Raw genomic sequence first — 26647 nt, forward strand, 5'->3', positions numbered from 1 at the left:
CCCTCCTTATGTTAAGTCTATTTGTTCATCCCTTTCTTCAGAAGCCGGATTGTACGGATTAATATGAATGAACACATCATTTACATTGGATTCTTCGAGAAGTTTTTTCTTAACCTGCTTTCCGACGCGATGACCATCCTCGACAGTCATATGCGGATCGACACTTATCTTCAAATCAATGATGACGTAATGCCCATGTTCCCTGGCATGAAGTTCATTGATTTCCTTCACTTCAGGTACAGAGTCCACTATTTTACGAAAGGGTACGATATCCTCCTCATGCATGACGTGATCCAGCGTATTATGTATGGATTCAGCGCCTAAATGCCAGGCCATCCTGAGGACAAGAAGCGAAACAAATATTCCGGCTACTGGATCGGCATATACAAGCCAGCCAATATCGAATTTCCCTCCGAGGATGGATGCAGAAATCCCGACAAGGGCGGCAATGGATGAAAAGACATCTGAACGATGCTCATACGCATTGACGATCAGGGCATCACTCTTTATTCTTTTACCCAATCGATATTTATATTGAAACATGGCTTCTTTCACAATAATGGAAAAGATGACGGCATAGATGGCAATCGCTGTTGGAGGTGTTAAGGGATGAAAGAAAGATTCTATGGACGATTTTCCGATCTCAATCCCAACTAAGAACAATAAGACGGCCACAATGATTGCTGCTATGGACTCTGCCTTCCCGTGGCCATATGGATGATCCTGATCAGGAGGCTGCTTGGCTGCACGTAATCCGATAAAGACGGCGAGTGAACCTGCAACATCCGAGGCAGAGTGAACGGCATCTGCTATCAACGCTCTACTATTTCCCAATATACCGGCACCCCACTTAATTACCGCAAGTACAATATTCCCTACAACACCAATCATTGCTGCTATTTCAGCTTTCCTAAAACGGTCTTCATGATTCAAGCGGTATCGCCTCCTTTCAACTATTAGTATTGTAACCCAATGCCGTAAAAAAACAAAAAAAAGACAGGTCCGGGGAGAAGCACTCCCCGGACCCATTCATACACTTATACTTGTGGTTCGTCCGACCACGTTTTCTTTTCTTTCACGGTTTTGATCGTACCTTTTTTCTTCAGTTCTTTCTTCTTCAACACCAGCCAAACTTGAGAGGCAATGAATACGGAAGAATAAGTCCCTGAAATCAACCCGACCAATAAGGCAATGGAGAAGTTACGGATGGACTCACTACCAAAGATCATGAGAGCAAGAACCGTAAACACCACCGTTAATACGGTATTAACCGAACGCCCCATCGTTTGTCGGATACTTTGGTTCACTACGTCTTCTATGTCTTTATCCGTTTTCAGACGACGCTTCTTATGAAGGTTTTCACGTAGCCTGTCAAAGGTAACGATCGTATCATTGATCGAGTAACCGACAATGGTCAAGACGGCTGCGATAAATGTAAGATCGACCTCAAGTCTTGTTAAACTGAAGAAGGCTATGATAAAGAATGCATCATGCAGGAGTGCAAGGATCGCACCGGCTGCCATTCTCCATTCAAAGCGGAACGTCACGTAGATGACAATCCCGATCGATGCAATCGCTACAGCGATCATCGCATTTTTGGCAAGCTCTTTCCCGATCACGGGTGAAACGGTGCTGATGCTTGGTTCCGCTCCGTACAGTTCGTTAAAGCGGTCCTTTAATGTGGCGATCTCATCTTTGTTTAAATCTTCCGTATAGCGAACGACGGCGATATTTTCATCGTCCCCTGAAATCACTATATCTTCAGAAGGCAGCTTCATTTCTTTCAATTCGTCTTGAATCTCTTCTGTCTTTAAGCTTTGGTCAGCAAGGATTTCCATACGCGAACCACTTACGAAGTCAATTCCCAGATTCAATCTGAAAATAGCCAGGATGATAATTCCTGCTGTGATCAGGATTGCTGATAATCCGAAGAATTTTTTGCGCTGTGCAGCAAAATCGAAGCGATCGAAACGAGTTGGCAGATCCAGCGTATCGTAATTTTCCGCCAGGTCTTTGATTTCGTTTTTGTTCACACCGAACCAGCCTGGTTTTTTATTAAAGAAGCGGCTGTTTACCCAAAGCCCAAGTAATAAGCGTGAACCCCATACAGCTGTGACGAAGCTTGTCAGAATACTGACGATCAGCATCGTTGCAAAACCTTTTACAGAGCTTGTTCCATATAAGAATAGTACCGTTGCTGCAAGGATCGTTGTTACGTTAGCATCCAATATCGTTAAGAACGAAGATTTATTACCCGCTTGGAAGGCTGAACGAATCGGCTTTCCAACGCGCATTTCTTCTTTGATCCGTTCATAGGTGATGATGTTGGCATCGACTGCCATACCGACCCCAAGGATCAGTGCTGCAATTCCTGGAAGTGTAAGGACCCCGTTCATTAAATCGAAAATCAATAGAATTAAGTAAATATAAACGGAAAGGGTAATCGTTGCAATCAGCCCCGGGAAGCGGTAATACGCAATCATGAATAAGAAGATGATTGCAATCCCGATGATTCCGGCAGTGACTGTTTTATCAAGTGCCTGTTGACCGAACTTTGCCCCGACAGAAGTTGAATATTTTTCTTCCAGCTTGACCGGGAGTGCTCCCGCATTTAATAGGGAAGCAAGATTTTGAGCACGCTCAACGGTGAAATTCCCTTCGATGATGACTTCATCGGAGTTGATCGGTTGTCTTACAGCAGGATCAGATAGGAATTTCGGGTCTTCTTTCCCCACTTCGGCTTGATAAGAATCTTTTCCTTCCTCGAAATCAAGCCAGATCACCAGCTGATTTTGAGGAGCCATTGCAGATATTTCCTTCGTCAATTCATAGAACTTTTCACGATCTTTCAATTTCAAGGAAACGATTGGATTGTTCTTGTCATCAAAGGTTTGCTTCGCAGAACCGGATGCAAGATCCGAACCATCCAACCGGACTTTATCATTTACGTCGCGGAACGTCAGGTTTGCTTGAGTGGACAGGATTTCTCTTGCTTCGTTTTGATCTTCCACTCCCGCTAATTGAACACGGATCCGGTTTCCATCTTCAATTTGAATATTAGGCTCACTGACACCCAATACGTTAATACGCTTGTCCAATGCATCGGCTGTATTGGACACCGTTTCTTTCGTAATTTCCTGACCTTTTTTGATCGGTTGAACTTCGTAAAGAACCTCAAACCCACCCTGCAGGTCCAATCCTAATTTGATGTTATCGACAATACTCTTCGTTGTTCCTCCCATAGTACCTGCAAGTAATACCACAAGTATAAAGAAGGCAATTATTCGGCCACGCTTTACCATTATGTATAGATCCTCCTTGCCGTTTTAAAAACCATACGAACTATGTGCTTCAAAAAGTAATATAATTCCTGAAATCTTCAATATTCTCATTATCTATGAGAAAGAAAAAGGTGTCAATTTCTTTTCGGACTATTTTCCGTGCATATTGGGACGAAGAAGTTCGTTCAACTCATCTTCATTCACATCTGCAAACCAATTGGGAGACCTGAATGCTTCAATCGTTTCAAAGCTCATATATTCCCCGGGTTTAACCGTTAACACATCACTCACTAACTGAAAGAATTTCACATCTGTTTCGGGTTTCTTCCATTTCTTCTTCGTTAAGTAGGACCAAAGTCGGTGTACGTCTGCTTTTCCATACCCAAGAATTTCGAATTCTTCTACTTTGCTAATAAGTGCTGGCTCTAACGATTCATAAAAACGTTCATAAGGATGCTGATTATTCTTCATTCCCGTTCACCCCATCTGGGCTAAATTTAGCCGGAATTATTCACTACTTGTCATGCTTTGTCCACCCTTGTGCATATACATTATTGTATACGATAATACCAATTTTGAGAAGGCAGGGAATTTTATGTCAAAATTTCTTAAGGGCACTATGATCTTAATGATGGCAGCCTTTATTACTAGAATATTAGGGTTTGTAAACCGGATTGTCGTCGCGAGATTCATCGGTGAAGAAGGCGTCGGTCTTTTTATGATGGCTTTCCCGACCCTGATACTTGTCATCACCATCACTCAATTGGGCCTTCCTGTAGCCATCTCAAAAAACGTGGCTGAAGCAGAATCAAAGGGAGATATCCGGAAAGTAAAAAAAATATTGGTGGTTTCCTTATCGATCACACTTGGGCTTTCCATCATCTTTACCCCGGCGCTCATTCTACTTGCTCCGTACTTGACCGAAGCTTTATTTACTGATGATCGAATCTATTATCCTTTGGTTGCCATCGCTCCGATCATTCCGATTGTAGCGATTTCCTCTGTCATCAGAGGTTATTTCCAGGGAAGACAGAATATGAAGCCATCTGCTTATTCCCAAGTGATTGAGCAAGTGGTCCGGATTACATTGATTGCCGTCTTAACCAAAACCTTTCTTCCATATGGAATTGAATACGCAGCCGCAGCTGCAATGGTAGCATCCGTATTAGGGGAACTCGCATCCCTGCTTTACCTGTTCGCCAGCTTCAAACTAAAGAAAAAATTCAAAATCAGACGAAATTTCTTCAAGTCGATCCGAAATGGCCGGGAGACGTTTAATGAATTGATGAGTGTGGCCCTGCCTACCACAGGGAGCAGAATGATCGGGTCGATCGCCTGGTTTTTTGAACCTATTGTGGTTGTCAATAGCTTAGCCCTCGCTGGAGTGGCTGCCGGGGTGGCAACGAAACAATATGGGTCCCTTACAGGGTATGCCCTGCCTCTCTTGTTCCTTCCGTCATTCATTACACTCTCATTATCCCAATCTCTTGTACCAGCCATAAGCGAAGCAAACTCTCAAAAGAACTTCACATCCATTGAGCACAGGCTTCAGCAGGCGTTGAGATTCTGCTTGATTACGGGTGGAATCTCCGTCGTCATCCTTTACATCTATGCCAAGCCTCTCATGCAGGTGATGTACGGAAGCGAAAGTGGTGCAGGTTTCTTAATGATCATGGCCCCCTTCTTCTTATTCTATTACTATCAAGGGCCCCTGCAAGCGGTTCTGCAAGCACTTAACCTTGCAAGGGCCGCTATGATCAACAGCCTAATAGGTGCCGTGGTGAAGACCGGGGTCATCTTTATTCTTGCCTCACAACCCGCATTCGGCATAAACGGAGCTGCTTTGGGGATTGTAACGGGATTTATGCTTGTCACCATGCTTCATTTCATGACCATCCTTAAATACATTCCGATGACGATCTACTTACGGGATTACTTAAAGATCGGATTCGTGCTGATTGCTACAGGAGCCTGGGGTCATTATTCGTATCTATACCTTTTCAGTGATGAAGTCCTGGTGTTCCGCTTATTATTTGGAGTCACGACTTCAACGCTTGTCTACCTTCTCCTATCTATCAGTCTTAAGCTTATCGTTAAAAACGACCTTGCACGTATTCCATTTATCCGCCGGTTTATTACGGTATAATTTCATCGCACATCAAAACTCCTCAACAAGATGTTGAGGAGTTTTGACTTGGACGTTAACGGAGCCTGCGTTTTTAAAGACTATTGATTTTTTTCGTCAATATAGAATTGCCCATTCTGGAAGCTGCAGAATGAAATCTCTTGTATATTCTTAAAGCCTCTCTCCCTCAATTCCTTTCGTAACCAGAAAGCCGTTTTCCCGATCATATCCAGATGAGTGGTTTGGACCTGCCCGTCTAGTATCAGCGGTAAAGTCAAGGACTGAGACGCTTCCTCTTCATCATCTTTCTTCAATACCGATAGTTTCCCTGAAGGTTCCAATATTGCAAATTCAACATCTGCCACATTGAAGATATCTTTTTCTCTTAATTGCAGGAGTAAATCATCATAGTTGTACCGTTGCTTTTTCATCACCTTATCATCGATTTTCCCATTATGGATGATCACTGACGGTTTCCCATCCAAAAGCTCACGGAATGATTTGGACCGCAGCGAAAACCAGGCAAATACCATTTGTATCAGGACAATGACCCCCATTGGAAGCACCGTATGGATAATGGGATCCTTGGGTTGCTCGATGGCCATGACAGCCATCTCCGCAATCATGATGAATACCACCAAATCGAGTATGCTTAGTTCACCGATCTCTCTTTTCCCCATTATTCGAAAAATAAAGATGATCAAAAAATAAAGAAAAAGAGTGCGTATAATAATAATAAAATATTCCTCCACTGCTTTTCCCCCTTCATACACATGTCACTATGTAGTATCGACAGATAGGGAAATTTAATGGGAGGAATATTTATCCACCTAAAAATGGCCGGATGTACTTGAAATACACATAGACCGTTGATACTGCAAGTGAAATCAGCGTCACCGGTACACCAATAAGCAAATATTGATAAAACTTGATATGTACATTTTCCTTGGAAGCAAGTCCTGCAATCACAAGATTAGAAGAAGAACCAAGCAATGTACCATTCCCGCCTAAACAAGCCCCGAGAGCAAGCGACCACCATAACGGATCCATATTGACCATTCCGAATTCACCAAATTCCTGTATGACCGGAATCATGGCAGCAACAAACGGAATGTTGTCTACGATGGCGGACAATATACCGGTTCCCCACAGAATGACGAATGCTGTCTTCTTCATGTCCCCATCTGTCAGCCGTAAAATTTCACGGGCTATTTCATCTATGAAGCCTGCTTCTTCAATCCCTCCCACAAGCAGGAATAAGCCCATAAAGAAAAACAGGGTCCCCCACTCCACCTCTCTTAGTATGGTTTCCGGAGGATAAATTTTTTCGAGAAGCAGCATTAACAGAACAGCTCCGGCAAGGGAGACGGTCGTTACATCGAGATGAAACATCGGATATAAAGAAAAACCGGCCAACACCAGGCCAAGGACAAACAGGGACTGAAGGAGCCCTCTGTCTTTCTTTAAATACTCTACTGCATTGATTCCTTTAAGAAGTAATTTCCTGTCTTCCTTGACAAAGAGGACTTCTCTATATAGAACACACATGATGAGTAAAGTGACAATATAGACCATCAAAACGACAGGCAATAAATTTTCAATAAATGCATTAAACGTGAAGTGCTTAACCGCCTGTCCGATCATCATATTAGGCGGGTCACCAATCAAGGTCGCGGTCCCTCCAATATTACAAGCAAGGATCGTCATAATCAGAAAAGGTATGGGAGGAAGTTCAAGAAGCTTTGTCAGTTTAAATAGAATGGGAACCAATAACATGGCAATCGTTACGTTAGCCAGAAAGGCAGAGCCAATCGCTGCCAATAAGGAAAACAGGATAAGAAGAGCCAGTCCATTCCCATTCACCCCTTGTGCAAACCTGATCGCAATATACTCAAAGAACCCCGTTTTACTCGTCAACGTCACGATTAACATCATGGAAAAAAGCAGAGTGATGGTTTTCCAATCTATATACGTAAACAATGCTTTCTCAATTGGAAAAGCCCCAATTAAAAGCATGGCAACACCACCGGCCATGGCAGCCAATACCCGGTTCCATTTCTCGGTCATTAGCAGGATGTATACAGAAACAAACACAATTAATACGATTATCGGAGACATGGTCATAGCTCCTCCTTCTCCAGGAAGTTTCATACTAGTCTATGAGGCTTGACCATAAAAAATTTCTAGTCTTTTTCTAATGTTGGATGAATATGCTTGTACTATCACATGAATAAAATTTAATGAGTTAGAAGGGAGAGGACCATCATCGAGGCGAAAAAAATGGGAGGTGCCGTTCTATACGGGACAACAACCATATTTGTCATAGCGATAGTCGCAAGCTTATTATTCTCTTTGCTGCTTCGGTTTACAGAACTGACTGAAAGCTCCATCACATTATTTATCACCATCATATCGTTTCTGTCATTATTTGTTGGCGGATTTATGTCTGGTGGAAAAGGTAAAACAAAAGGATGGGTTCTCGGAGGTTCAACCGGGCTTATTTACACCTTGGTCATTTTCTTATTTCAATATCTCGGATACGATAGTCTGTTTTCAATGGAGCAGCTCGTCTATCACGGCTGCTACATCCTCACAGCCATGATGGGGGGAATCCTTGGGGTGAATATGAGTGGCGGTCCCAGGGAGAGCTAGTCCATCCAAACAATAAAAAAAGGGTCCCTCCCAAAGTGCCTTGGCACAATGATGAGGACCCCTTTTTATTATACCTGATCTGCTCTAACGACTTCTCTGATCGCATTACGATCATATGTAAGACGGCTGCCGTCACCACATAGAATGACTACTTTTCCTTCTTCGATGGCATCGATCGCACCATGCAATCCACCAATCGTGATGATTCTATCACCCTTAGCAAGCTCATTTTGCATTTTTGAAATGGCTTTTTGACGCTTTTGCTGAGGACGGATCAGTAAAAAGTAAAACAGAACGAACATTAATATCAAAGGTAGTATTGTTCCTAAACTTCCTCCCATTCTTTTTCCCCTCCTTTCCAAGATTCATTTATAGCATGCTTTTTAGAAGTTTTTCGCATCAGGACGGTTGAAGCCGTACTGCTCGAAAAATTCTTCCCTAAAGTCTCCTAGACGATCTTCACGAATCGCTTGTCTGACTTGCTCCATCAATTTTAACAGAAAATGAAGATTATGATAAGTCGTAAGGCGAATTCCGAACGTTTCGTCACATTTGATCAAGTGACGGATGTACGCACGGCTATAATTTTTACATGTATAGCAATCACAATTCTCATCGATCGGCCTGAAATCCCTTGCAAACTTAGCGTTTTTCACAACCAGACGGCCTTCGCTTGTCATAAGGGTCCCGTTACGTGCGATACGGGTTGGGAGGACACAATCAAACATGTCAATTCCGCGCATCGAACCATCGATCAGTGAATCCGGAGATCCAACCCCCATCAGGTAACGAGGTTTATCTGAAGGAAGATGTGGCGTCGTGAAATCAAGTACTCGGTTCATGACGTCCTTCGGTTCACCGACAGAAAGGCCACCTACGGCATAGCCGGGAAAATCCATGGATACAAGGTCACGGGCACTTTGCTTACGAAGCTCTTCATACTCCCCACCTTGGACGATTCCGAATAACCCTTGATCATGCGGTCGCTGGTGAGCTTCCAGGCAGCGCTCGGCCCAACGTGTCGTACGCTCTACAGAACTCTTCATATAATCGTATTCAGCAGGATACGGTGGACATTCATCGAAGGCCATCATGATATCCGAGCCCAATGCGTTCTGAATTTCCATCGCCTTCTCCGGACTGAGGAAGAGCTTATCCCCATTCAGATGATGACGGAAATGGACTCCTTCTTCTTCAATCTGGCGAAGCTTACTCAAGCTGAACACTTGGAAACCGCCTGAATCGGTAAGGATGGCACGGTCCCAGTTCATGAATTTATGAAGGCCGCCAGCTTCCCTGATGATTTCATGACCGGGGCGTAACCATAGATGATAGGTATTACTAAGAATGATGCCGGATTCCATGGATTTCAAATCCTCCGGTGACATCGTTTTTACAGTGGCCATGGTTCCTACAGGCATGAAGGCAGGCGTTTCGAATGAACCGTGCGGCGTATGGACGCGGCCCAGTCTTGCTCCGGTTTGTTTACATGTTTTAATCAATTCATATTTTATTGCAGTCAACGTGTGAAATCTCCTTCCACTTTCCATAAAGGGGTAAATAGTTTGTTCAATCAGTGTATTACTTAATAAACATCGCATCTCCAAAGCTGAAGAAGCGGTACTTCTCTTTAACTGCCGTTTCATAGGCATGCATGACGTTTTCCTGTCCCGCAAAGGCACTGACCAGCATGATCAGGGTCGACTTCGGTAAATGGAAATTCGTGATGAGACCATCGATCCCCCTGAACTCATATCCAGGATAAATGAAAATATTCGTCCAGCCATTCTCTTCCACAAAGGTTCCGTGCTTTGAAGCAATGGTTTCCAGAGTCCGGGTGGATGTGGTTCCGACTGTAATGATGCGGCCGCCATTTGCCCTTACTTCATTCAATAGACGGGCGGTCCCTTCGGATACCTGATAGAACTCAGCATGCATATCATGTTCCTCAATCGTATCGACGGAAACCGGTCTGAATGTCCCCAATCCCACATGGAGGGTAATAAACGCAATATGTACACCCTTTGCTTTCAGTTCTTCCAGCAGTTCTTCCGTAAAATGAAGACCGGCCGTCGGAGCTGCCGCTGAACCTCTTTCCCTTGCAAATACGGTTTGGTAGCGGTCCTGTTCTTCTAATCGCTCGCGAATATATGGAGGCAGGGGCATTTCTCCCAATTCATCAAGAACCTCGTAGAAGATCCCTTCGTAACGGAATTCAAGAATTCTTCCACCATGCTCTTTTAAACCAACACAGGTTGCTTTTAACTTTCCGTCTCCAAAGACAATCTCCGTGCCTACCCGAATTCGTTTCGCAGGCTTCACAAGCGTCTCCCACTGATCTCCATCCTCTTGTTTCAGAAGAAGCACCTCAATATTGGCACCCGTATCTTCTTTTTGTCCAAAAAGGCGTGCCGGTAGTACTCTTGTGTCATTTAAAACGAGACAATCCCCTTCGTGCAGGAAATCCACAATATTTTTAAAATGGAGATGATCAATGGATCCATCTTTTTTATCCAACACCATCAGTTTACTCTCGGAACGATTTTCCAGAGGGGTCTGTGCAATCAGTTCTTCCGGTAAATGAAAATCAAAATCTTCTACTTTCACAATTTGTCACCTAGCTTACTTAAATCTCACCCATGAATCCTATTTAAATCGCCCTAATAAATAAAAGACAACGGAAAGTATAACACTTAACAGAATAGAAGTCATAAGTGGAAAATAAAATGTTGTGTTTTCTTTTTTAATGATAATGTCTCCAGGAAGCTTACCTATTTTGATAAATTGCATGAGGAATCCGATAATAAGAATGATTCCACCTATAATCATTAGTAGCTTAGGCAATCCCGTCAATTGTTCGGCACCTCCAACTGGAAATGTTCATATACAAGATGAGTGACGATCCTTCCTCTTGGCGTCCGTTGGATAAATCCAATTTGCAAAAGGTAGGGTTCGTATACATCTTCAATCGTGTGTGACTCTTCCCCTATACTTGCCGCGATTGTATCAAGTCCCACAGGGCCGCCTCTAAAACGGTCGATGATACCCTTTAGGAGCTTATGATCGATATGATCAAGACCCAGTTTGTCGACTTGAAGAAGCTCGAGGGCTTCCCTCGAAAGGGTGGTTGTAATATCCCCGTTCCCCTTCACCTGGGCAAAATCTCTTACCCTTCGTAATAATCGATTGGCAATACGCGGTGTCCCTCTTGACCTGCGGGCTAACTCCTCGGAAGCAGTCGCTTCGATTTTTGTGTTTAAAATCGCTGCTGTCCGCTGAACAATTTCATTCAACTGCTCCTCATTATAATATTCCAATCGGCATAAAACACCAAACCGATCACGGAGCGGGGCTGATAATGCACCTGCCCGGGTCGTCGCTCCCACGAGTGTGAAAGGCGGAAGGTCTAAACGGACAGACCGGGCACTCGGACCATTCCCTATGACAATATCCAGACAAAAGTCTTCCATCGCAGGATAGAGAACCTCTTCAATGGCCCGTGGCAAACGGTGGATTTCATCGATAAACAGCACATCACCAGGCTCCAGTGCCGTCAGGACCGCAGCTAAATCTCCCGGTCTCTCGATAGCGGGACCAGATGTGGTGCGCAGGTTCACCCCCATCTCATTTGCGATGACAGCAGCAAGGGTCGTTTTGCCCAATCCTGGTGGACCGTAAAGAAGAACATGATCCAAGGTTTCCTGACGCATCTTGGCCGCTTCAATGAATACCTCTAGATTATGCTTTACTTTATCTTGCCCAATATATTGTTTTATTGTCTGCGGACGCAGGGAATATTCAAAGGAATCTTCATTTAACTCTGATTCGCCTGATACGATTCTTTCTTCCATCCAGACTTCCTCCCTTCATGGAATCCACTTATTTCAATAGGAGCTGAAGAGCTTTCCTGATGATTTCGTCCGAGGTATGCCCTTCTCCTTTTAACTTTGGAGTGATTTTCTTGATTTCACGTTCAGAATAGCCAAGGGCTTTAAGAGCAAGAATCGCTTCATCAAAGGCCTCATCCTTCCCAGAGGACACTTCTGCCTCCTCTGGATTCGAGAATAAACTTGGAAAATAATCAGGCACAACATCCTGAAGCTTCCCTTTTAAGTCCAGGATCATCTGACGTGCTGTCTTCTTACCCACACCGGGAAACTTCGTCAGGAAACTTTCATTCTCTTCTTCGATGGCGGTAATTACCTGCTGGGGGGCACCCGAGGCCAAAATCGCTAAAGCTCCTTTGGGACCAATTCCTGAAACATTTAATAGTTTCATAAATAGCAATTTTTCTTCCATTGCCAGAAAGCCATAAAGGGCAATAAGATCTTCACGCACATGCTGATATGTAAAAATCTGAATCTCTTGATTTTGATATTTAGAATAAACAAACGGATTCGCCGTATACAGCTGATATCCGATCCCATTATTCTCCACTACTACATACTCAGGACCAACTTGGCTAACCGTCCCTTTTATATACTCATACATCTTTTTTTCTCTCCCTATTTAAAAACCCTGCATAAAAAAGTCATGTAAAACCTATTGTATCATATCACTATTTACTGTGGTCGGAAAGAGTGACAGAAAATGAAACACTTGTTCTAATTTTATCAGATCGAACCTGGATTGGGCAGAAAAAAATCCAACATAAAAAACCAGTGGCGATCGCACTGGTTTTCACTGTTATTTAGGAACCGAGTAGGGTTTAAATTGTTCGAGAACCTCTTCGTATTCTTGCTTCGACTTTATAGGGATGCCCTTGACTAAATCATCATGCCGTTTACTTTCAAGCTTCTCTACATCAATCTGAAAGAAGGACTGAATGATCTCTGCCTGTCCCGGTTTCCCATTGAAAATGGATAGGACGCCATTGTCAGAAATACCGAAATATCCATTCGTCTTTAAAAGGGGGGAAATATCATCCATCTGTTTTTGAAACACGATCTGTTCTTCCGTCATATCCATCAGCTGCCAATCCTCATATGCAGCCCAGAAATCTTCCATGCTCCAAATCGTTTCCTGTACGATTTCCTCACTCACTTCACCATCCAGATATACTCTTTCAAGTATGACTGTGATCGTGTGGGCGGAAGTTACCTCTGCAGGCGTTTCATTCAGCTCCTCAAGAGAGCCCCCATCAGCAGCCTGCTTCTCTTCTGTATAAAAGAATGTGAAGTAAAAAGCACCTATTAACAACATCACCATAAACACGATTCGAACCTTAATCGTCATCGTGATCACCTCGAACTTAATTTATGTAACGCTCTATCCACTAGTCTTGCCAAACCCTGTTAAGAATATCCAGTCTTGAGTGAAATTTTTCAGGAGGGACGGACCTTGAGAGAAGGTAAAGAGGATGCACCAGGCTGAACAAAAAAAAGACTACCAAAGAGATTGAACTCTTTAAGTAGTCTCACCATTGTTACTCATTGACACGGTTCTTAACCGATTTAAACATATCGTGCATATCAAAGTTAATTCCTTCTCTTGGTCCGCCGTCACGTAAATCATTGTCAATATTTCTGACCCGACTGAACGTTCCTTCATCAGTCACAACCGAAACCGACCTTCCATGAAGATAAGGCTGAACGGCTTTTGTGACCCGGGCTTTCGTTTCCTCGATTTTGCTGTGGTCATCCAGCTCTACAGCAATGAGGACATCTGAACCATATGCAACAGCACGAACGTCGCTTACATTTTCAACCTTTCCAGTAACATCACCGATTTTCTCAGCTAAGTCCCCTTCATAAGCTGTATAGTAAGATCTCTTGGCATTTCGTGTATTATCATCAAGATGTCCATGGTAATTCGCATCACCGTGGCTCGCGCGACCGTCTTGTGCTAAGAAATTCTCATCATAGTTGGCAAGTGGTCTTGAAGGATTTTTAGGATTGCCATTCTCATCCCTTACTTGAAGGAATTCGCGTTTCTTTTGGCGGATATCCTGACCCTCTTTTCCAACAGAATGGTCATACATTTCCGTTAGAGGTCCGTCCCTCTCATCTCCCTTATCTCCACCGTGGCCTTCGTTTGAATAGAAGCCGAGGGGCTCATAGGAGTCTGTGTATCGATCTTGAGCTTCTTCTTCTCCACTATTACATGCAGCAAGGCCCAATGTCATGACGGCTGTTAATGGTACCATGAATAATCGTTTATTCAATGGTGATTCCTCCTTCAACCCAATACTCGAGCATATTTGTGCTCACCATTAGGTTGTGAAAGGAGCTCACCTTTCATTCGGGTCAAAGTTTGGAGACATCTCCTACAATTGGGTATTGATCCTTTTCAATTCTCCATGCAACTCTTGATTGAATTGCATTCGCTGTGGAAATTGGTTAAGGGTTAAATTGATTAAATAACCCCAAACACGCTGTTTATAGTATTGATCTTCACGGATGAATCGATTCCACTCGCGAAACACATCTGACGGATACATTAAACCAAGATAAAAAATAAGCTCATCCTCGTATGATTGAAATGGAGTCAGGCGCTTGATGTCACTTAATGTCCAATTTAAATATGGTAAAATCCGGTTGCAAAACTGCAGGTCATCTGTTAATGCTGTAGAAAGGGACATTAAATCAAAGTCAATCATATACACGATTCCATTCTTTCCTCTTAAGAAATTATGATGTGCCACATCTCCATGAGTAATGCATTTTCCATTCTCATCGATGCCGATTGATTTTAATTCTTTCAGCGCCCACTTTCCCCATTCTAAATACGTATACAAATAATAAGGTTGAATGAAGGCTTGCAAATAGGGTAGATTATATTGAAACTGCATCATTCGTTTTTTCCATTTTTTCAGCCATCTGTACCTTGGAATCTCTGTTGTCCATGAATCCCGGATTGTTTCTGAGACTGAATGAAATTTTTTCAGGACCTTCAATGCATCTTCCCGATCTTTGGATCGATCATAGCTTATGGATTGAGACGTTTCCAACCACATTGTAATACCGATTGGAGATCCTTCAAATAATAATATCTCCCGCTCATGAATAGGATGGAATGGCAGAACGTGATAGAATTTTTCTCTTAACAGCGTTGAAATCAGCCGTTCCTGCTGTAAGAATTTCAGTTGATTTGGAAATCGTTTCACAAACCACTTTCTACCATTGCTTTTCAGCTTCCATTTCCCTTCTTTTAACATTTTAAGGGATGCTCCGGGATCGTTTAACTTATATTGTAAAAAAGAAAGGAGACGATGTGAATAATCGTCCCCTCGTACATGCATGTTAGCCCTCAAAGTCATCGTCATGGTAGTTCGGCATGGAAAATGCTCTTGGACCAAACATTCCTTGAGGTCCCATTGGCATTCCCATTCCCTGACCTTGAGGTCCCATCGGCATTCCTTGGCCTGGCATTCCCTGACCCATCATCCCTGGTCCGAAGCCGTATGGTTGTTGCTGCATTCCTTGAGGCATTTGTTGTGGCATTTGTTGTGGCATCATCGGATGATGCATCATCGGTCCATACCCTTTTGGTCCGCCACATCCGCAATCACCCTGATCACTTGCTCCCATTACTCCGGATGGCTGGCCCATTGGCATTTGACCGCCCATTTGTGCACCCATTACTCCGGATGGCTGCCCCATCGGCATTTGACCGCCCATTTGTGCACCCATTACTCCGGATGGCTGCCCCATCGGCATTTGACCGCCCATTTGTGCACCCATTACTCCGGATGGTTGCCCCATTGGCATTTGATACCCGTTCATCATCGAAGACGGGGACTCTTCTGACATCGCACCCTGTACTTGACCTCCAGGTCCCATTGGATATCCGCCATGCATTCCACCCGGCATTCCACCCTGGAATCCTGGTCCCGGCATGACAGGGGAGACTGGATAGCAATTTTGAGGATACATCATAGCCGGTGATACCTGTTGCGGCATTTGAACCGATGGATAGTCATCTTCATCCGATACACCCATTACTCCTGACGGCTGACCCATTGGCTGTTGCATCGGCATTTGCATCGGCTGCTGCATGTGCATCGGCATCTGCATCGGTTGTTGCATCGGCATTTGACCATGCGGCATGTATGGCATAACGGAAGAAGACTCTTCTTCATATCCCATTTGTGGCATCATTGGCATCTGCTGCATTCCTGGCATCATGGATGCCCCCTGAACCTGGCTTCCTGGCCCCATTGGCATTCCTTGGCCCATCGGCATTCCATATCCTCCTGGCTGCATTCCCCATCCATGTGGTGGACAGAAACCTGGTCCTGGCATTACCGGTGATACAGGCACGCAATTATTTGGGTTATACATAGGTTGGGTGTTCCCTCCTTGTGGTTGTGATGGCATTTGTAAGCTTTCTTCTTCTTGAACACCTTGGACGGCTTCTTGCATCGGTTTTGGCTTTGGCTGTTCTTTTGCTTTTGGTAGTACATTAGTAGGTTTAGGCGGCATTTGAGGTTTTGGTTTTGGTTTTGGTTTTGCTTGCTGCATTGGCTTTTGCATTGGCTGTTGCATTTGCATATTAGCCATATTCATCATGTAATAGTTGTTAATATCGATTTCCGGCACTACTGGTTGAGGCATTTTTGGTGCAAACGGCTTTTGTACTTCTTTCGGCTTTTCTTTCTTTGGCTCTTCGACTGGCATGGCCATAGGCTTCTGCTCTTTGAATGGATGCTCTGCTTTAGGCATCTCTTTCTTAGGCATTTCCTTGGACCCGTATTTGATTTGTGTCTCTTTCTTAACGGATCCGCCTGTAGTCGGCACTTTAATTTTCATGCCAGGCATGATCATATCAGGGTTTGATAGCTGGGCATTCATTTGTTTTAACTCTTCGAAGTTTACGCCATACTTCTTGGCGATTTTCCAGAGAGTATCCCCTTTTTGAACAATATGGATTTTCACTCTTTTTCCCTCCTCAGGCATAAGTCTATATATCCTATGACAAGATAGGCAAATTGCTAATCATCTACATAAAAACTTATGTGTGTTCAAAAAAAAATATACCGTCTCAGGCGATTGGACGGTATATTTCGGGCTTGGTCATTTCATTATTTATATTCATTAAGCACGGGTTAACATGCGTTCTAAAGCGAAAATTGCATTTTTTGAAACACCTTCATCGACTTTAATGATATTTTCAGGTATTCCTTCAATAATTTTCTCCAATGCCCATACTAAATGTGGTAAATCGATGCGATTCATCGTTAAGCAAGGACACATATAAGGATTAAGTGAAACAATGTTTTTATCCGGATGCTGATTGATCAGTCTTTTCACAAGGTTCATCTCTGTGCCAATCGCCCAAGAAGAGCCTGGAAGAGATTGTTCGATGGTTTCGATTATAAATTTCGTGCTTCCATTCAAGTCTGATTTCTCTACCACTTCACGGCGACATTCCGGGTGCACGATAATCTTCATGTCAGGATGATTGTTCCGGATTACTTCTATATTCTTCTCTGTAAAATTCTCATGGACGGAACAGTGCCCTTTCCACAGGATCACTTTCACGCCATCAAGGTCTCCTTCATGGATCAGTTCGTTTCGAATCGGATCCCATACGGCCATTTCACTTAAAGAAACGCCAAGGTCAGCCGCTGTGTTGCGACCTAAATGTTGATCGGGCAAGAAAAGAATCCGCTCCTTCTGTCCTAATGCCCATTCAACCATTTTATGTGCATTTGATGACGTAACCGTCGCTCCCCCATTCTTTCCTACAAAGCTTTTGATGGCTGCAGTGGAATTGACATATGTGAGGGGAATGATCGTGTCACCAAATAGCTCCATGAGTTTGATCCATGCCTTTTCCGTCTGGTAAATATCAGCCATATCTGCCATGGAACAGCCCGCCCTCATATCGGGTAAGATGACAACTTGATTTTCATCCGTTAAAATATCTGCGGTTTCAGCCATAAAATGAACTCCGCAAAACACAATGTATTCCGCTTCTTTATTTTGCGCGGATAGTTGGGCAAGCTGAAGAGAATCACCAACGGCATCGGCGAATTGGATCACTTCATCTTTTTGGTAATGATGCCCTGGAATGAAAAGCTTCTTTCCCAGCTGAAGCTTAATTTCTCTTACCCGGTTCTCCATCTCTTCTGTCGATAGACTTGTAATCGATTCAGGCAGTACTCCTGTTTGTTTCGTTAATTCTTCAAGCAACCCCATATTTATACCCCTTTCGCGATTCTTGCTCGTGCGCTGATATCAAGTGATTTTACTGAATGTGTCAAGTACCCGAGGGAGATATAGTGAACTCCTGTAGCTGCATAAGCTGAAAGATTTTCCCTTGTAATACCTCCTGATGCTTCTGTCACAATATGAGGAGGAACAAGAGGAATCCACTCACTTATAGTGGCAGGTGTGCAATTATCGAACATAATGACATCCGCTCCGCTTTCAATCGCCTCCACCAATTGCTCCCTCGTTTCAATTTCCACTTCCACTTTCACCATATGTCCGATTTGACTTTTCACCTGCTTAACAGCATTTGTAATCGATCCGGCAAATGAAATGTGATTATCTTTTAACATGACGGCATCATAAAGGCCACTTCTGTGGTTGAATCCTCCCCCCGTCCTTACAGCATACTTCTCAAGCATCCGTAACCCCGGCGTTGTTTTCCGGGTGTCACATAAACGGACCCCACTCCCCTTCACCTGCTCAACAGCCCGATGGGTTTCGGTTGCAATACCGCTCATGCGCTGGATCAAATTGAGGACAACTCGTTCCGCCTGGAGAAGATCCCTCATTGGACCTCTGATTTCAGCAATCAATTGTCCCATTTCGACCATTTCTCCATCTTCTATGAACACCCTTGCTTCGATTGATGGATTGAAGAGCCCGAACCCAAGCTCGATCACATCTTTCCCACAAAATATACCGTTCTCTTTCATCAGGAATGAAAAAGATCCTTCATCGTCTTTAGAAAACAGGATTTCAGAAGAGTGATCTCCATCACCCAAATCTTCACGATAAAACTCTTCAAGCATAGATTTTAGTTTCATTTTGTTCATGATACTCCACCCTCAATCGACCATCTTTGTTTTGTAAAATCATTTTTCGTTTGAACCATGTTTCATTATCTTCAAGGGGATAATCTGATCGAATATGCCCTCCCCTGCTTTCTGTCCGTAATAAAGCGGACTGAGTTACAAGTGAGCTTACAATCCACATGAAGTATGTATGAATCTCTTCACGTGAATTGAAATCGATATGCTCATGAAATGTCAGGGGTTGGGACCTTAACCAATTCAAATGAGTGACCAATCCTTTGTCATCACGGATAATCCCTACATGCTCCATCATTTTCTCTTTTACATCGCTTGACTGAAAAGGAATATGTGCCGATTTTCCTTCTTGAATGGGAGCAATCGAAGAGAGCAGAAAGGATGAATGATGATTACCACCATTCTGAATGAGGTATTTTCCAAGTCGGTCTCCGTATACCAAACCTTCCAGTAACGAATTACTGGCCAATCGGTTCGCTCCATGGATACCGCTGCAGGCTACCTCCCCAATCGCATACAGTCCCGGAATATTGGTTCTCCCCACTCGATCGGTCAGTACTCCCCCCATCATAAAATGACATCCAGGTGAAACAGGGATCTTCCCTTCCTCAATAGAAATATTATGTTTTAAGCAAAGAGAGGAGATGGACGGGAACTTTAACTGAAAGTCTTCTATTCTACTTATATCTAAAAACACTTCTCTTCCTTTTTGCCGCTCCTTAAAGATGCATTCAGCTACAATATGACGTGGTGCAAGCTCCAAGAGAGGATCCACTCCCTGCATGATTCTTTCTCCCATATCATTTAGCAGGAGAGCTCCTTCCCCCCTTACTGCCTCTGAAATAAGACCGCATGTTTTCCCGTTCAGCCAAAGCAAAGTCGGGTGAAATTGGATGAACTCCATATCCGCAACCTTAGCCCCGGCAAGAAAAGCAAGGGCCATTCCATCACCCGTTACGACCGGATGATTGGATGTAGAAGGATATAATCCCCCGATTCCTCCCGTGGCAAGAACAACGTGGGCAGCGTAATAATAGCGGATAGCATCACTCTTATCCTTCGTTTTCAAACCGCAACAGTGTCCCCTGTCATCTTTAACTAGCTTGTAAACCATTTCACCTTCAATAAATTCGACTTTGTTTCTTGAAAGGGATTTCAATAAATGCTCCACCAAATACTTTCCTGTCTGATCTCCCCCACTATGCAATATGCGATTTGCACTGTGAGCTCCTTCCATCCCCAGAGAAAGACTCCCATCTTCTTTGCGGTCAAAAGGGGCCCCTTCGTTTACCAGGGATTCTACGATTCTTTTTCCATCTACAATGAGTTGATTCACGCTATCCTCATCCTGATGATAGCGTCCTGCTTCTAATGTATCTTCATAATGAGCATGGACAGAATCCTTTTGTCCTAAAGCTGCTGCAACACCACCTTGGGCAAGATATGAGTTGCCACTTACGATTTTATCCTTTGTGATAATCATCACATAAAAATGATCTTGAAGTTGGCGTGCCAGTTGCAATGCTGCAATGCCACTTCCAACAATCAAAACATCGGCCTTTTTCATCAAAAACCCTCCTGATTATTTACAGGTGTCTTGACACATATATTTACACATATTTAAACTAATGACAAGAGTTTTTTACAAGTCTCATATATTCAGACTATTTAAACAAAGGAAGGTTACATGATGAACTATTTTGATTACGCCGCTACAACCCCAGTTGATCCTGAAAGCTTGAAAGTGTATCAAACAGTCAGTGAGGAGTTCTGGGGGAATCCGAGCAGTCTTCACGACACAGGCGGAAAAGCACAGCTTTTACTGACAAAATGCAGAGAAAAATTGGCTGGAGTCCTTGGGGTGCCACCTAAAGGGATCTACTTTACTTCCGGGGGAACAGAGGGAAATCACTTAGCCCTCGTCACGCTCGCACTAAGCAGGAAGCACAAGGGAAAACACATCATCATTGGTGGTGCAGAACATTCATCCCTGCATTCCTCTGCCGCTTTTCTTGAGCAATGGGGCTTTACCGTCACGAAAATCCCCACCACATCTCAAGGATTGATTCACCTGCAAAAACTCGAAGAAGCGATTTCAGAAGAAACAACCGTCGTGAGCATCGGACATTGTAACGGGGAAATCGGAACGATCCAGCCTCTCCATGACATCAAGAATCTACTGAGAATCAATGATATCTTGCTGCACAGTGATATGGTTCAATCCTTTGGGAAAACAGACATCACGGAATACACTTCCATCGTAGACAGCTTCACTCTATCCTCCCATAAAATTTATGGACCAAAAGGAGTCGGCGCTCTTTATATCAATCCTTCTATCGATGTTTGTCCTATGATCCCGGGCCAGACACATGAGGACGGGTTCAGGGGAGGAACGGTGAATCTGCCCGGAATAGCAGGATTCGTGACAGCCGCAAGTTTATTTCATGATTCCTTTTCAATCCCGCATTATGCTCGTCTGAGAGACCATTTTCTATCGCTATTAGAAGAACATCTTCCGGGTTCTTACACGCTCTATGAGGGACCCGCACATGCACAGCTACCACACGTAATCGGCCTGGGAATTCATGGGCTTGAGGGTCAATGGCTGATGCTTGAATGCAACCGGAGGGGAATATGCATTTCCACAGGGAGTGCTTGCGGTTCAGGGACTGGGGCTATGTCTAAAACACTGTCCAGCATGGGAGTTGATCAAATAGCCGGAAAAGAATTCATACGCATTTCATTTGGGAGAGATACAAAGGAAGAACATGTAGAGAAACTTGTACACGCGTTATACGAAATACGCGCTGCTCATGTATCTTCCTTAACTTGAAGAACAAGTTGTGGTATGATTTTCTATATAAATTGGGGACGGAGGAGATATCTTTGGCAGGAAAAAAGATCCTTGGAGATGAGAGAAGACAATGGATCCTCGATAAACTAATCACAAAACATGCCCCGATCACAGGGGGAGAGCTCGCCAAGCAGACCAGTGTCAGCCGACAGGTGATCGTAAGTGACATCACACTGCTGAAAGCAAAGGGTGAGCCCATCATTGCGACGAGTCAGGGCTACTTGTATATGCCTGCCTCGAATCAGGATACAATGATTGAACGGACGGTTGCTTGCCAGCATACACCTGACCGGTCGGAGGAAGAACTCTTCTTACTTGTCGATCACGGTGTCACAGTCAAGGATGTAAAGATCGAACACGGCGTATACGGAGACCTGACCGCTTCGATTATGGTGTCCAACCGTAAGGAAGTGGAACAATTCATGAACAAAATTGATGAAACGGGGGCTTCCTTTCTTTCAGAATTAACCGATGGTGTTCATTTACATACCTTAATGGCCCATAGTGAACAAGCCCTGGAGACAGCAGAAAAAGCCCTTCAAGATGCAGGCTTCCTGATTCAAACTTACAATTGATCAGCCCCGACGAGCATATAAATAAGGCAGATTCCACGTTGGAATCTGCCTTTTTGCTGCTCAATTATCCAATAAATAAGAAGAATACGTCCCAATCATTTTCACTTTGCATCCGAGGGCTTCCATTTCACTAACTGCTCCCGGAAGAAGGACATCATCCATTTCATGAGCCACATCAATTAAGAAGAAATAATCCCCCAACCCTGTTTTCAGAGGTCTTGATTCAATTTTACTTAAATTCAATTGTCTCCAGGCAAAGGTTGATAATACCTGATGGAGCGCTCCTGATCGATCTTTTGGGAGAGTCACCATCAAGGTCGTCTTCTCCAGACTTTTTTCCTGAGAAAGTGACAATGGATCAGCCGTCTTATGTAAAACGATAAACCTTGTATGATTATAGGCAAAATCATGAATGTTTTCATGCATGATTTTCAATCCGTATTTTTCTGCTGCCAGTTCGTTTCCAATTGCCCCAAGGAACGAGTCAGGATTCTCACTCACGAATTTAGCAGCGGCAGCCGTACTCGTCGTCTGTTCCAGGGGTACCCCGCGAAACTGCTTATGTAAAAACTTATGACACTGTGCCAATGCGTGGGAATGGGAAAGAACTTTCTCGATAGAATCTTCACTGTCACTCCATTCTGGATGTATCATTAAGTGCTGCTGAATCGCGGACGTCAATTCAGCTACAATCGCTAAATTCGCTTCATGAAATAAATAATCGACTGTAATATGTACCGAGCCTTCCAGGGCATTTTCTAAGGGGACAACGGCATAATCAACCTCATTCTCTATCACCGCTTCAATGCAATCCGGAATCGTCACATACGATACGGTATCTTCTTCTGGGAATGCCTTCTTAACAGCTAAATCTGTAAAGGAAGCCTGGGGTCCTAAATACGCAATTTTCACTCTGATCTTCCTCTCACTCTCACCAAATTTATTGAACATTCTAACACGTATACAAACAAAGAGGAAGAGCTTTTAAGCAAAAAAAAGTGTTAGGCTCCGGAACCTAACACTTCCACTTTCTCTACAAATTCTAATCGTCTGAGTTTTGAGAGTAAGTCTTCCAATCCGATCGTAAGGTCAGTCACATTTAAAGAAAGTGTGACATTCGCTCTTCCTTGCAATGGGATCGTCTGATGTATCGTTAAAATATTGCAACCATGATTGGCCGTTTCACTCAGTAAATGAGACAACGTTCCTGAACGGTCTTCCAGATGAAAGAATAGCGTGATGATTCTCTCCTTCACCACGGTGTGAAAAGGAAACACTGTATCACGATATTTATAAAAGGCACTCCGGCTTAAATCGACCCGATGGACCGCTTCCCATACTGAGTCAGCCTTGCCTCTTTCAATCAATTCTTTCGCATCCAGGGTTTTCTTCATCGCTTCAGGCAGCACGTCTTCCCGTACTAAATAAAACTTGCCTTCTTGAAATTTTTTCCCCAATGACTATTCCTCCAATTGTCTAGCTACAGAGACCAGAGGGTATGATCAAGCCTCTCTGAGTACCGCTTTCGCTTTCTATTGTAGAGCATTGGCGGCTTATCCTTGACCACCATAGCTTTTCTGTCATCCAGCTACGGCACCTGTCTCTCGAGGTCATAAGTCAAGCGCCTCCGCTTTTCTGTCCGAAATAGATGAAGGATGAAACTTAATCTACAAATTCGAATTCATATTTTAACAGGCGGATTGTGTCACCGTTCTCGGCACCACGCTCACGAAGGGCTTCATCCACACCGTACGAACGAAGCTGTCTTGCGAATCGTCTCGTAGAATCTTCCCTTGAGAAATCGGTCATTTTGAATAATCTCTCAATTTTCGCACCGCTGACAACGAATGTTCCATCAGGATCACGAGTGATTTCGAATTCTTTCTCTTCTTCTTCATGCTTGTAAACAACACGGTGGATGCCTGTTTCTTCTTCTTCATGAATAGGGAATTCAGAAGTCGTTTCCACTTTATCGGCTACAGCATATAGAAGCTCACTCAGGCCTTGACGCGTAACAGCCGAGATCGGGAACACAGGGTAATCTTCCTGAAGTTTTTCTTTGAAGATCTTCAGATTCTCTTCTGAATCAGGCATGTCCATTTTATTCGCAACAATGATTTGAGGTCGCTCCGTTAAACGAAGATTGTATTGCTTAAGCTCTTCATTGATCGTCAGGTAATCCTCGTATGGATCTCTTCCTTCCATTCCACTCATATCGATCACATGGACAATGACACGCGTACGTTCTATATGACGCAGGAATTGGTGACCGAGTCCGACGCCTTCATGGGCTCCTTCAATCAATCCAGGCAAATCGGCCATAACGAAACTTCTGCCATCTCCCGTTTCAACCATCCCTAAATTCGGAACGATGGTAGTGAAATGATAGGAAGCAATTTTCGGCTTAGCTGCTGAAACGACTGAAAGCAAAGTGGATTTTCCGACACTCGGGAATCCTACCAATCCAACATCGGCCAGAAGCTTTAATTCCATTACGATATATCGCTCTTGTCCAGGCTCCCCTTTTTCAGAAAGCTCAGGAGCTGGGTTGGCAGGCGTAGCGAAACGGGAATTCCCTCTTCCACCCCGGCCACCTTTCGTAATCACGGCACGTTGACCATGCTGCACCAGGTCCGCAATCGTTTCACCTGTGTCATCATCCTTCACGACTGTTCCAGGTGGAACTTTGACAACCATATCTTCCGCATTGCGTCCATGCTGATTCTTACTCATCCCGTGCTCTCCACGAGGTGCCTTGAAATGACGTTGATAGCGGAAATCCATTAAGGTTCTTAAACCTTCATCCACTTCGAAAATAACGTCTGCACCGTGACCGCCATCTCCTCCGGCGGGACCACCTTTAGGTACATATTTCTCACGACGGAAGGCAACCATACCGTTTCCGCCGTCACCACCCTTTGTATAAACCTTGACCTGATCTATAAACATACTTTCACTCCTAACTTATCCGTGCAATAGTTGAATTTCCGCCTGTATTGAGGCGACTATCCAGCCATTACATGAATGACAAGAACCTCTTCTTGAAGCTGTTCTATTTCTATATTTTCTCCGTTTGATTGTTGATCTTTAATCCAGTCTTCTACCACGCTCGTACTCTTTAGTATACCTGTGAAATCAAATATCAAACGGGAATGTTCTTTTGTAATGTTCAGTAAGATGGATAATTGATTCTCTACATTGTTCATTACATTTGATTCAAGGAATTCCAGAAACTCCTTGCACCAGTTGTAAAGTCTTCGGTCTTCAAGCCCGTGTGCGGACTCCAATTGAAGTACTTCAAAATCCAGCTTAATCAAATGTCTTGACCAATTATATGTTAATATCCACTCTGCCAATAATGGAAGTTTTAAATTCGATAGCTTTGATTCATTTTGTGCAACAAGGACCATTTCTTCAATCACTTGCTTCGCCCGCTCCACACGATCAAGATCCAGGTTACCTTTAATTAATTGCAGATCATTCATCCAGTCGTGACGAGCATGTCGTAACGCCTCGACTACACCCCAATTTTCGCTCATAATCTAACTCCTATACTTTAAGTGCTTACCTGTAAGTATATCAAAGATGGGACTGGTGCGTATATCGTTTCTGTAAAATTGATGGGGTGAATGAAAATCGGTTGGAATGCTTGATTTCAAGGGATTGAAAATATATCCTTAGTTTTGAAAATAAATGGGTGGAAGTTGAAAATAAAATTCGATTTTTGAAAATATATGGTGTGAATTTGATAATAAAATGCAAAAGTTGAAAATAAATCACTTTTTCCATCTCTTTTATGCATGATTTCCCTAGGATTCAAAGCTTATTCTCAACGAATGTTTCACTTATTTGGAATAAATTCATACAGTCACTCAAAAATTCTTCGCGTTTAGATAAAAATTGGAAGTCGATAATAAAATGGTCGAATTCGATAATATATTCGAAAAGTCGATTATAAACAGGTCAAAGTCGATAATATATGTCTCAAACTCGATAATATATCACCCAAAGTCAATCATAAGAATACCGGACCCGTTCATACCTGAGCCAAACTTCCTCAAATTCAACGATACACTTGCAATTTCAGCAAAACGAACGCAAAATCAACATTTTTTCTTCTCAAATACAACTCTTTACCCATATATAAGCGCACTACATAACCTATACAGTACCAAA

At 43.4% G+C, this 26647-nt stretch carries 26 protein-coding genes; 4 read left to right on the top strand and 22 right to left on the bottom strand.

Annotation, left to right across the window (positions count from 1 at the left end; translation table 11 throughout):
* Positions 1 to 6: 6 nt before the first annotated feature.
* The 3 genes from AAEM60_RS15970 to AAEM60_RS15980 all read right to left on the bottom strand — a co-directional run bounded on the left by AAEM60_RS15970 (position 7) and on the right by AAEM60_RS15980 (position 3752).
* The gene (locus AAEM60_RS15970; protein ID WP_299739648.1) at positions 7 to 891 is read right to left on the bottom strand and encodes a cation diffusion facilitator family transporter; all 885 of its coding nucleotides are present in this window, start codon (positions 889 to 891) and stop codon (positions 7 to 9) included.
* Between the two features lie 146 nt (positions 892 to 1037).
* Positions 1038 to 3302 carry a protein translocase subunit SecDF gene (secDF, locus tag AAEM60_RS15975; RefSeq protein WP_299738683.1) on the bottom strand — a complete coding sequence of 755 codons (2265 nt, stop codon included), beginning with the start codon at positions 3300 to 3302 and terminating at the stop codon, positions 1038 to 1040.
* A gap of 129 nt (positions 3303 to 3431) precedes the next feature.
* Complete coding sequence (locus tag AAEM60_RS15980; RefSeq protein WP_299738686.1) at positions 3432 to 3752, bottom strand: post-transcriptional regulator; 321 nt, start codon at positions 3750 to 3752, stop codon at positions 3432 to 3434.
* A 124-nt stretch (positions 3753 to 3876) separates the two neighbouring features.
* On the opposite strand from AAEM60_RS15980, the gene spoVB reads away from it, so the two are divergent.
* Entirely contained in the window at positions 3877 to 5427 is a 1551-nt protein-coding gene (gene spoVB / locus AAEM60_RS15985) for a stage V sporulation protein B (RefSeq protein ID WP_299738688.1), read from the top strand.
* Between the two features lie 80 nt (positions 5428 to 5507).
* On the opposite strand, the gene AAEM60_RS15990 is transcribed toward spoVB, so the two are convergent.
* Together AAEM60_RS15990 and AAEM60_RS15995 are read right to left on the bottom strand one after the other, a co-directional pair.
* Positions 5508 to 6158, bottom strand: coding sequence for a DUF421 domain-containing protein (locus AAEM60_RS15990; RefSeq protein ID WP_299738691.1), 651 nt, complete (start codon positions 6156 to 6158; stop codon positions 5508 to 5510).
* Positions 6159 to 6228: 70 nt separating this feature from the next.
* Complete coding sequence (locus AAEM60_RS15995; RefSeq protein WP_341356621.1) at positions 6229 to 7524, bottom strand: ArsB/NhaD family transporter; 1296 nt, start codon at positions 7522 to 7524, stop codon at positions 6229 to 6231.
* Between the two features lie 162 nt (positions 7525 to 7686).
* Between AAEM60_RS15995 and AAEM60_RS16000 the strand changes: the two genes are divergently transcribed.
* Positions 7687 to 8058 carry a TIGR04086 family membrane protein gene (locus AAEM60_RS16000; protein WP_299738695.1) on the top strand — a complete coding sequence of 124 codons (372 nt, stop codon included), beginning with the start codon at positions 7687 to 7689 and terminating at the stop codon, positions 8056 to 8058.
* A gap of 68 nt (positions 8059 to 8126) precedes the next feature.
* On the opposite strand, the gene yajC is transcribed toward AAEM60_RS16000, so the two are convergent.
* The 13 genes from yajC to nadB all read right to left on the bottom strand — a co-directional run bounded on the left by yajC (position 8127) and on the right by nadB (position 20609).
* The gene (yajC, locus tag AAEM60_RS16005; protein ID WP_149156354.1) at positions 8127 to 8399 is read right to left on the bottom strand and encodes a preprotein translocase subunit YajC; all 273 of its coding nucleotides are present in this window, start codon (positions 8397 to 8399) and stop codon (positions 8127 to 8129) included.
* Between the two features lie 42 nt (positions 8400 to 8441).
* Positions 8442 to 9581 carry a tRNA guanosine(34) transglycosylase Tgt gene (gene tgt / locus AAEM60_RS16010; protein WP_341356622.1) on the bottom strand — a complete coding sequence of 380 codons (1140 nt, stop codon included), beginning with the start codon at positions 9579 to 9581 and terminating at the stop codon, positions 8442 to 8444.
* Between the two features lie 58 nt (positions 9582 to 9639).
* Complete coding sequence (queA, locus tag AAEM60_RS16015) at positions 9640 to 10665, bottom strand: tRNA preQ1(34) S-adenosylmethionine ribosyltransferase-isomerase QueA (RefSeq protein WP_299738703.1); 1026 nt, start codon at positions 10663 to 10665, stop codon at positions 9640 to 9642.
* A gap of 39 nt (positions 10666 to 10704) precedes the next feature.
* The gene (locus AAEM60_RS16020) at positions 10705 to 10911 is read right to left on the bottom strand and encodes a DUF2905 domain-containing protein (protein WP_299738706.1); all 207 of its coding nucleotides are present in this window, start codon (positions 10909 to 10911) and stop codon (positions 10705 to 10707) included.
* On the bottom strand, positions 10908 to 11909 hold the full coding sequence (gene ruvB, locus AAEM60_RS16025; protein WP_299738708.1) for a Holliday junction branch migration DNA helicase RuvB: 1002 nt from the start codon (positions 11907 to 11909) through the stop codon (positions 10908 to 10910). Before ruvB ends, AAEM60_RS16020 begins: the two co-directional genes overlap by 4 nt.
* 28 nt (positions 11910 to 11937) lie before the next feature.
* Complete coding sequence (gene ruvA / locus AAEM60_RS16030) at positions 11938 to 12549, bottom strand: Holliday junction branch migration protein RuvA (RefSeq protein WP_299738710.1); 612 nt, start codon at positions 12547 to 12549, stop codon at positions 11938 to 11940.
* A gap of 195 nt (positions 12550 to 12744) precedes the next feature.
* The gene (locus AAEM60_RS16035; protein WP_299738713.1) at positions 12745 to 13293 is read right to left on the bottom strand and encodes an intercompartmental signaling factor BofC; all 549 of its coding nucleotides are present in this window, start codon (positions 13291 to 13293) and stop codon (positions 12745 to 12747) included.
* 190 nt (positions 13294 to 13483) lie between these two features.
* The gene (locus AAEM60_RS16040; RefSeq protein ID WP_299738716.1) at positions 13484 to 14221 is read right to left on the bottom strand and encodes a YhcN/YlaJ family sporulation lipoprotein; all 738 of its coding nucleotides are present in this window, start codon (positions 14219 to 14221) and stop codon (positions 13484 to 13486) included.
* A 102-nt stretch (positions 14222 to 14323) separates the two neighbouring features.
* The gene (locus tag AAEM60_RS16045) at positions 14324 to 15298 is read right to left on the bottom strand and encodes a phosphotransferase (RefSeq protein WP_299738718.1); all 975 of its coding nucleotides are present in this window, start codon (positions 15296 to 15298) and stop codon (positions 14324 to 14326) included.
* A 1-nt stretch (position 15299) separates the two neighbouring features.
* Positions 15300 to 16934, bottom strand: coding sequence for a SafA/ExsA family spore coat assembly protein (gene safA, locus AAEM60_RS16050; protein ID WP_341356623.1), 1635 nt, complete (start codon positions 16932 to 16934; stop codon positions 15300 to 15302).
* A gap of 159 nt (positions 16935 to 17093) precedes the next feature.
* Positions 17094 to 18200 carry a quinolinate synthase NadA gene (nadA, locus tag AAEM60_RS16055; protein ID WP_299738722.1) on the bottom strand — a complete coding sequence of 369 codons (1107 nt, stop codon included), beginning with the start codon at positions 18198 to 18200 and terminating at the stop codon, positions 17094 to 17096.
* 2 nt (positions 18201 to 18202) lie between these two features.
* Complete coding sequence (gene nadC / locus AAEM60_RS16060) at positions 18203 to 19048, bottom strand: carboxylating nicotinate-nucleotide diphosphorylase (protein ID WP_299738724.1); 846 nt, start codon at positions 19046 to 19048, stop codon at positions 18203 to 18205.
* Positions 19017 to 20609, bottom strand: coding sequence for an L-aspartate oxidase (nadB, locus tag AAEM60_RS16065; protein WP_299738726.1), 1593 nt, complete (start codon positions 20607 to 20609; stop codon positions 19017 to 19019). The genes nadC and nadB overlap by 32 nt, the downstream gene beginning before the upstream one ends.
* 120 nt (positions 20610 to 20729) lie before the next feature.
* Between nadB and AAEM60_RS16070 the strand changes: the two genes are divergently transcribed.
* Positions 20730 to 21875, top strand: coding sequence for an IscS subfamily cysteine desulfurase (locus AAEM60_RS16070; RefSeq protein WP_341356624.1), 1146 nt, complete (start codon positions 20730 to 20732; stop codon positions 21873 to 21875).
* A gap of 53 nt (positions 21876 to 21928) precedes the next feature.
* The gene (locus AAEM60_RS16075; protein ID WP_299738730.1) at positions 21929 to 22471 is read left to right on the top strand and encodes a transcription repressor NadR; all 543 of its coding nucleotides are present in this window, start codon (positions 21929 to 21931) and stop codon (positions 22469 to 22471) included.
* 60 nt (positions 22472 to 22531) lie between these two features.
* Here AAEM60_RS16075 and pheA read toward each other — a convergent pair whose 3' ends face one another.
* From pheA to AAEM60_RS16095, 4 genes are all read right to left on the bottom strand, one after another.
* The gene (gene pheA / locus AAEM60_RS16080) at positions 22532 to 23422 is read right to left on the bottom strand and encodes a prephenate dehydratase (protein WP_299738732.1); all 891 of its coding nucleotides are present in this window, start codon (positions 23420 to 23422) and stop codon (positions 22532 to 22534) included.
* 50 nt (positions 23423 to 23472) lie between these two features.
* The gene (locus AAEM60_RS16085; RefSeq protein WP_113969485.1) at positions 23473 to 23928 is read right to left on the bottom strand and encodes an ACT domain-containing protein; all 456 of its coding nucleotides are present in this window, start codon (positions 23926 to 23928) and stop codon (positions 23473 to 23475) included.
* A gap of 205 nt (positions 23929 to 24133) precedes the next feature.
* Positions 24134 to 25420, bottom strand: a complete 1287-nt coding sequence (gene obgE, locus AAEM60_RS16090) for a GTPase ObgE (RefSeq protein WP_044339520.1) — start codon at positions 25418 to 25420, stop codon at positions 24134 to 24136.
* 56 nt (positions 25421 to 25476) lie between these two features.
* Positions 25477 to 26010 carry a Spo0B C-terminal domain-containing protein gene (locus AAEM60_RS16095; protein WP_299738744.1) on the bottom strand — a complete coding sequence of 178 codons (534 nt, stop codon included), beginning with the start codon at positions 26008 to 26010 and terminating at the stop codon, positions 25477 to 25479.
* Between the last annotated feature and the right edge of the window lie 637 nt (positions 26011 to 26647).

It is taken from the genome of Rossellomorea sp. y25, from assembly GCF_038049935.1.
GTDB lineage: Bacteria > Bacillota > Bacilli > Bacillales > Bacillaceae_B > Rossellomorea.

What these genes read in the sequence shown, in the direction of transcription:
- AAEM60_RS16095 (WP_299738744.1), bottom strand. Translation starts at nt 26,010, where the DNA reads ATGAGCGAAAATTGGGGTGTAGTCGAGGCGTTACGACATGCTCGTCAC.
- AAEM60_RS15970 (WP_299739648.1), bottom strand. Translation starts at nt 891, where the DNA reads ATGATTGGTGTTGTAGGGAATATTGTACTTGCGGTAATTAAGTGGGGT.
- AAEM60_RS16000 (WP_299738695.1), top strand. Translation starts at nt 7,687, where the DNA reads ATGGGAGGTGCCGTTCTATACGGGACAACAACCATATTTGTCATAGCG.
- obgE (WP_044339520.1), bottom strand. Translation starts at nt 25,420, where the DNA reads ATGTTTATAGATCAGGTCAAGGTTTATACAAAGGGTGGTGACGGCGGA.
- nadC (WP_299738724.1), bottom strand. Translation starts at nt 19,048, where the DNA reads ATGAACAAAATGAAACTAAAATCTATGCTTGAAGAGTTTTATCGTGAA.
- AAEM60_RS16045 (WP_299738718.1), bottom strand. Translation starts at nt 15,298, where the DNA reads ATGCATGTACGAGGGGACGATTATTCACATCGTCTCCTTTCTTTTTTA.
- secDF (WP_299738683.1), bottom strand. Translation starts at nt 3,302, where the DNA reads ATGGTAAAGCGTGGCCGAATAATTGCCTTCTTTATACTTGTGGTATTA.
- AAEM60_RS16035 (WP_299738713.1), bottom strand. Translation starts at nt 13,293, where the DNA reads ATGACGATTAAGGTTCGAATCGTGTTTATGGTGATGTTGTTAATAGGT.
- pheA (WP_299738732.1), bottom strand. Translation starts at nt 23,422, where the DNA reads ATGTTCAATAAATTTGGTGAGAGTGAGAGGAAGATCAGAGTGAAAATT.
- AAEM60_RS15980 (WP_299738686.1), bottom strand. Translation starts at nt 3,752, where the DNA reads ATGAAGAATAATCAGCATCCTTATGAACGTTTTTATGAATCGTTAGAG.
- spoVB (WP_299738688.1), top strand. Translation starts at nt 3,877, where the DNA reads ATGTCAAAATTTCTTAAGGGCACTATGATCTTAATGATGGCAGCCTTT.
- AAEM60_RS15995 (WP_341356621.1), bottom strand. Translation starts at nt 7,524, where the DNA reads ATGTCTCCGATAATCGTATTAATTGTGTTTGTTTCTGTATACATCCTG.
- nadA (WP_299738722.1), bottom strand. Translation starts at nt 18,200, where the DNA reads ATGGGGTTGCTTGAAGAATTAACGAAACAAACAGGAGTACTGCCTGAA.
- ruvB (WP_299738708.1), bottom strand. Translation starts at nt 11,909, where the DNA reads ATGGAAGAAAGAATCGTATCAGGCGAATCAGAGTTAAATGAAGATTCC.
- AAEM60_RS16070 (WP_341356624.1), top strand. Translation starts at nt 20,730, where the DNA reads ATGATGAACTATTTTGATTACGCCGCTACAACCCCAGTTGATCCTGAA.
- yajC (WP_149156354.1), bottom strand. Translation starts at nt 8,399, where the DNA reads ATGGGAGGAAGTTTAGGAACAATACTACCTTTGATATTAATGTTCGTT.
- ruvA (WP_299738710.1), bottom strand. Translation starts at nt 12,549, where the DNA reads ATGTATGAGTATATAAAAGGGACGGTTAGCCAAGTTGGTCCTGAGTAT.
- nadB (WP_299738726.1), bottom strand. Translation starts at nt 20,609, where the DNA reads ATGAAAAAGGCCGATGTTTTGATTGTTGGAAGTGGCATTGCAGCATTG.